The sequence below is a fragment of the Elusimicrobiota bacterium genome, from assembly GCA_040757695.1.
GTDB lineage: Bacteria > Elusimicrobiota > UBA8919 > UBA8919 > UBA8919 > JBFLWK01.
The window spans coordinates 1-4,987 of the sequence record JBFLWK010000120.1 but is presented as its reverse complement, the minus strand read 5'-3'; the positions used below and the strand labels follow the sequence as shown (position 1 = coordinate 4,987).

Genomic DNA, 4,987 nt, shown 5'->3' with positions numbered 1-4,987 from the left:
ATCCTGTATTAAAATATAAAAAATCGTCTGAAAAAAAATGGAAAACTGTTCTAATGCTAAAATGTGGCGATAAATATGTAGGTTCTTTTCAGCCAAAGACGCCAGGGTTTTATCAATATACAATTGATGGTTACGGAAAAAATCTGGAAGTGCTTGTTGAAAAAAAATATGCACGGTTCGCCAGTTGGTATGAAATGTTCCATCGGTCTCAAGGCACCATAGAAGGTAAAAGCGCTACATTCAGCGATTGCGAAAAACGATTGCCTGATATCAAAAAAATGGGGTTTGATGTGATTTATCTGCCACCAATACATCCAATTGGAAGGTCTCATAGAAAAGGACGTAATAATTCGCTTGAAGCACAACCGAATGACCCTGGCTCACCATGGGCAATCGGGAATGAACTCGGTGGACATAAAGCCATCAATCCTGAACTCGGTACACTTGATGATTTCAAACATTTCGTGAAAGCAGCAACCGATATGGGATTTGAGGTTGCACTTGATATCGCGTTCCAGTGTTCGCCTGACCATCCATATGTGAAAGAGCATCCGGAATGGTTTCATAAAAGACCAGACGGAACAATCGCATATGCCGAAAATCCACCTAAAAAATACGAGGATATCTATCCGTTAAATCTGTATCCGCAAGATAAAAAGAATTTGCAAAATAGTCGCCTTCAGGCGACTGTCAATGACGCCAATTCAAACCATATTGTTACCCACCCTTCAGGGTGGGTAAGCGAAGCGCAAAAAGAACTCTGGCAGGAGTTGAAATCAATAATAGTTTTTTGGCGAAAATGCGGTGTAACGCAATTCCGTGTAGATAATCCGCATACAAAACCTGTTGAATTCTGGCTGTGGCTTATCCGAGAAGTGAAAAAAAAATATCCAGATACCGTCTTTCTTGCAGAAGCATTCACAAATTACGAAAAATTAGAAGAACTGGCAAAAGCGGGCTTCTCACAGTCATATACATACTTCACATGGCGAAACGGAAAAAATGAACTGATAGAATATATTCTGAAATTGACCAATTCGTATCTAAAAGATTGTTTGAGAGCAAACTTCTTCACAAATACACCCGATATATGTCCGCCGATAATTCAGACAGGCGGGCAACCTGCGTTCAAAATGCGGCTCGCACTCGCTGCAACACTTTCATCTGTTTATGGAATCTACAATGGTTACGAACTCTGCGAAAACCGAGCATTCCCAAATACCGAAATTTATGTTGATTCGGAAAAATATCAGTATAAGGTCTGGGACTGGGATAGACCGGGTAATATCAAAAACTATATCGCAAAAATTAACCAAATCCGACAACAAAATCCAGCATTGCAGTACTACGATAATTTAAGAATTTGTAACTCTACAAACGATAATATTCTATGCTACAGCAAAAAATTTAACAACAATATAATTCTTGTTGCTGCTAACTTAAATCCATATGAACTCCAGGATACAAGAGTAACTGTGCCTGTTGACGAATTAGGTATTTCATCAGATGCGGATTATGTTGTTGAAGAACTGATTACAGGCAAAAAATATGTCTGGCATGGACGAGAAAACTATCTTCACATTGAACACCATAGAGAACCAGTTTATATTTTCAGAATAAATACTAATGTCATTGCGAGTGAAACGAAGCAATCTAACGAACTTGCAATTCAACACGCCCAAAAGTTTTTTGAATTGAGAGAAAAAGTTGTAAAACATAACGATGTTTACGCTCGTCGGGAGTTGGCAACATTTTTTAATAACGAAATTTTGTGGCGTGTCTATACAGGCGAGCCATTTGACGAAAATTATGCAGACACAATAAATGTAATAGCCAGAAAACAAGGTTTTCAGTCAATAATCATCGCATACTTTACAATACCAGGACATTAGAAAATTAAATACTTGACAAAAAATATACATTATAATACAATGTATTATGGAGGTGTAATATGAATTCAAATATGTTCACATTAAGATTACCCGTAAGTGTCAGAAAAGAATTAGAAAGAATAAGCAAACAGGAAAAAGTACCGGCGGGGCAGATAGTAAGAGATGCGGTTGACCGTTACATTGCAGTAAAACGGTTTAGAAATCTCAGGAAAATGGTTCTTCCTTTTGCTGAGACACAGGGCTTGCTAACTGATGAAGATGTTTTTGATGCACTTAAAAAATGAAAATTGTAATTGATGCAAATGTTATAATCGCAGCATTTGCTACCCATGGATTATGCAGTGATATATTTGAACTATGTTTAGTACAGCATGACATTTTTTTATGTGATACTTTAATTCAAGAAGTAAGAAACGGATTATTAAAAAAAATCAAAGTACCGAGAAACATAGTTGAAAATATCGTTAATTTTTTAGAGAGCAAAATACACAGAGTTAAACCATCGGAAGTTGACAAACACATCTGCCGCGATTCCAAAGATATTATGGTATTGGGAACAGCAGAAAGTATTAATGCTGATATAATTTTAACCGGTGATAAAGATTTGTTAATTCTAAAAACATATAAGAATATAAAAATTGTAACACCTCGGCAGTTTTTAGAATTGCTTAAGCAAAACCATACTTAATGCAAAAAAGAGTTTTCAGTCAATAATTATAACAGTTCAGTTATGCTGAAAACATACGAATTGTAGTCGGTGATTTTTAATCGCCGTAAAACCGTTACAAATTTCAAAAAACCAAACTGTATCCAATAATTTACATATTATCACAACCCGGGACATTAAAAATGCATAAAAAGAAAAAAAAGTTATCGGTAATTAAAGAACATATCACATTTTATAGCAGACAAGTTGATAGTTTTATAAACAAAATTATTGAAGGCGATTGTATTGAAAAAGTAAAAGAGTTGCCTGACGGATCCCTTGATTTAATAATTTGCGATGGACCATTCGGTGTGACCGAAAAACAGTGGGATAAGGTAACAAATTTCAAGAGTTTAACCTGGAATTGCTTAAATTATTTTCTAAAAAATTAAAAAAAGGAGGGGTTTTATATTTGTTTGGTAAACCAGATTGTATTGATTTTATTGACTACAAACCGTATTTAACGCTAAATTCAAAAATTGTCTGGTATCAGCCGAGCCGACTTGCACAGGGAAGAAATAATTTTACTAATAATTATGATATTATTGCTTATTTCAGTAAGGGAAAAGCAAAGACATTTAATTTAGATAATATAAGGGTGCCTCAATTGGTAGAATTAGAACATAGAAGAAGATGTGAAAATGTTCCGTCGGTTGTGAACGGTAAATTCGGAGCCACAAAGTTCAACGAACTCGGGAAAAATCCAGGCGATGTCTGGGGAGATATCAAGCAGTTAACATATAATCAAAAGAACTTTTAAGTCGGGAATTTCTGCACACTATTCAAAAACCTAAAAAACTTATAGAGCGAATAGTAAAAGCAAGTTCTCAGATGGGCGACCTTGTTTTAGACCCATTTGCGGGAACAGGAACAACACTTGTTGTTTGTGAAGAACTCGGGCGTAACTATATTGGAATTGAAATAAATCCGAAATTGGTTGAAATTTGTAGACAACGATTAAGCGAAATGAAATCAGAAAAACAATTGGATAGAAGTAGAAATGTTATTTCTCATGTTGGTTTCACAGAATAGTGGGCAAGCAAAAATGGAACCGTGGTTTATAACAATTTTTAATTGATGCGGAGGCAGAGTATGAAAGTTACAATGATGGCGAGAGAATATCCACCATATATTTATGGCGGTGCGGGGGTGCATTTACGATATTTAGCACAGGAACTTTCTAAAATTATGGATGTTGAAGTAAGATGTTTTGGCGACCAGAAATCAGACGAACAATCGTTGAAAGTGCGCGGATATAAAGGCTGGGAAGCGCTTAAAGGTAAAAAATTTTCACCGGCACTTGATACAATTTCTGTAAATATCCTTTCGCAATTAGAAGAGATTGATTCTGATGTTGTCCATACGCATACCTGGTATGGACATCTCGGTGGACTTTTGACAAAAATTCTTTATGATATACCGCTTGTTACAACTTCGCATTCGCTTGAACCGTTAAGACCATGGAAAGAAGACCAACTGGGAAGAGGGTATCAGTTAAGCGCATGGATTGAAAAAATCGGGCTTGAATCCGCTGATAAAGTTATTGCCGTCTCAAATTTAATGAAACAGGATATCTTAAAATTTTTTAATGTTCAGCCGGAAAAAGTTGAAGTTATCCATAACGGGATTGACCTTAATAAATGGAAATATACACCGCTTTCTGATTCGCTTAAAAAAGAATACGGTATCGCTGATGATTATATTTTGTTCGTCGGTCGGCCGACACCGCAAAAAGGTATGGAGTATCTTGTTAAAGCTGCAGATGTAATCCCTGTCCAAATTGTTTTCGGCGCAGCAGGTGCTGATACAAAGGATTACGAGGAAAGAATGACAAAAGAGGTTGAAAAGAAAAAAAATATTGTGTGGATACATAAACTTTTGAAAGAAGAAGAATATGTTCAATTGTATTCTTCAGCAAAGGTATTTGTCTGCCCGTCTATTTACGAGCCGTTTGGAATAATCAATCTTGAGGCGATGGCTTGTAAAACACCAGTCGTTGCATCTGCGACGGGCGGAATTTTGGAAGTCGTTATTCCCGAAGAAACAGGGCTATTGGTTGAACCAAAAAATCCAGGACAGATCGCTGGTGCTGTGAATCGGTTATTGAAAGATGAAAAATTGAGAAAGAAATTTGGTGAAGCAAGCCGCGCTCGTGTAGAAAAATATTTCTCTTGGAGTTATATCGCTCAACAAACAAAAAAACTGTACGAAAACCTAATTTAATTTTTTACAACTCCACAATTTCACAATTCTAGAAAAGTGAAATGAATATTTTAGATAGATATAATTATGATAAAAAGTTATTTGAGAAATTAAGAAAAAAATTTATTGCAGGCGAAATTTTTGTAGAAAATAATATTCTTAAAAGAAGAATTGAACCATCGGATGA

General features: G+C 35.8%; 6 protein-coding genes and 1 pseudogene. All 7 read left to right on the top strand.

Translation table 11 applies throughout. The annotated features are described in order from the left end of the window. The 7 genes and pseudogenes from AB1349_12720 (at position 1) to glgA (ending at position 4,821) form a co-directional block, all read left to right on the top strand. A pseudogene (locus AB1349_12720) lies at positions 1 to 1,559 on the top strand (alpha-amylase family glycosyl hydrolase). 392 nt (positions 1,560 to 1,951) lie between these two features. Then, on the top strand, positions 1,952 to 2,176 hold the full coding sequence (locus AB1349_12715; GenBank protein ID MEW6558189.1) for a CopG family transcriptional regulator: 225 nt from the start codon (positions 1,952 to 1,954) through the stop codon (positions 2,174 to 2,176). Further along, on the top strand, positions 2,173 to 2,580 hold the full coding sequence (locus AB1349_12710; GenBank protein ID MEW6558188.1) for a putative toxin-antitoxin system toxin component, PIN family: 408 nt from the start codon (positions 2,173 to 2,175) through the stop codon (positions 2,578 to 2,580). Before AB1349_12715 ends, AB1349_12710 begins: the two co-directional genes overlap by 4 nt. Before the next feature lie 161 nt (positions 2,581 to 2,741). Then, positions 2,742 to 2,990, top strand: a complete 249-nt coding sequence (locus AB1349_12705; protein MEW6558187.1) for a hypothetical protein — start codon at positions 2,742 to 2,744, stop codon at positions 2,988 to 2,990. Next, the gene (locus AB1349_12700) at positions 2,963 to 3,358 is read left to right on the top strand and encodes a DNA methyltransferase (protein ID MEW6558186.1); all 396 of its coding nucleotides are present in this window, start codon (positions 2,963 to 2,965) and stop codon (positions 3,356 to 3,358) included. Before AB1349_12705 ends, AB1349_12700 begins: the two co-directional genes overlap by 28 nt. An 11-nt stretch (positions 3,359 to 3,369) precedes the next feature. Next, positions 3,370 to 3,630, top strand: coding sequence for a site-specific DNA-methyltransferase (locus AB1349_12695; protein ID MEW6558185.1), 261 nt, complete (start codon positions 3,370 to 3,372; stop codon positions 3,628 to 3,630). A 60-nt stretch (positions 3,631 to 3,690) separates the two neighbouring features. Then, positions 3,691 to 4,821 carry a glycogen synthase gene (gene glgA / locus AB1349_12690; protein MEW6558184.1) on the top strand — a complete coding sequence of 377 codons (1,131 nt, stop codon included), beginning with the start codon at positions 3,691 to 3,693 and terminating at the stop codon, positions 4,819 to 4,821. Positions 4,822 to 4,987: the final 166 nt, after the last annotated feature.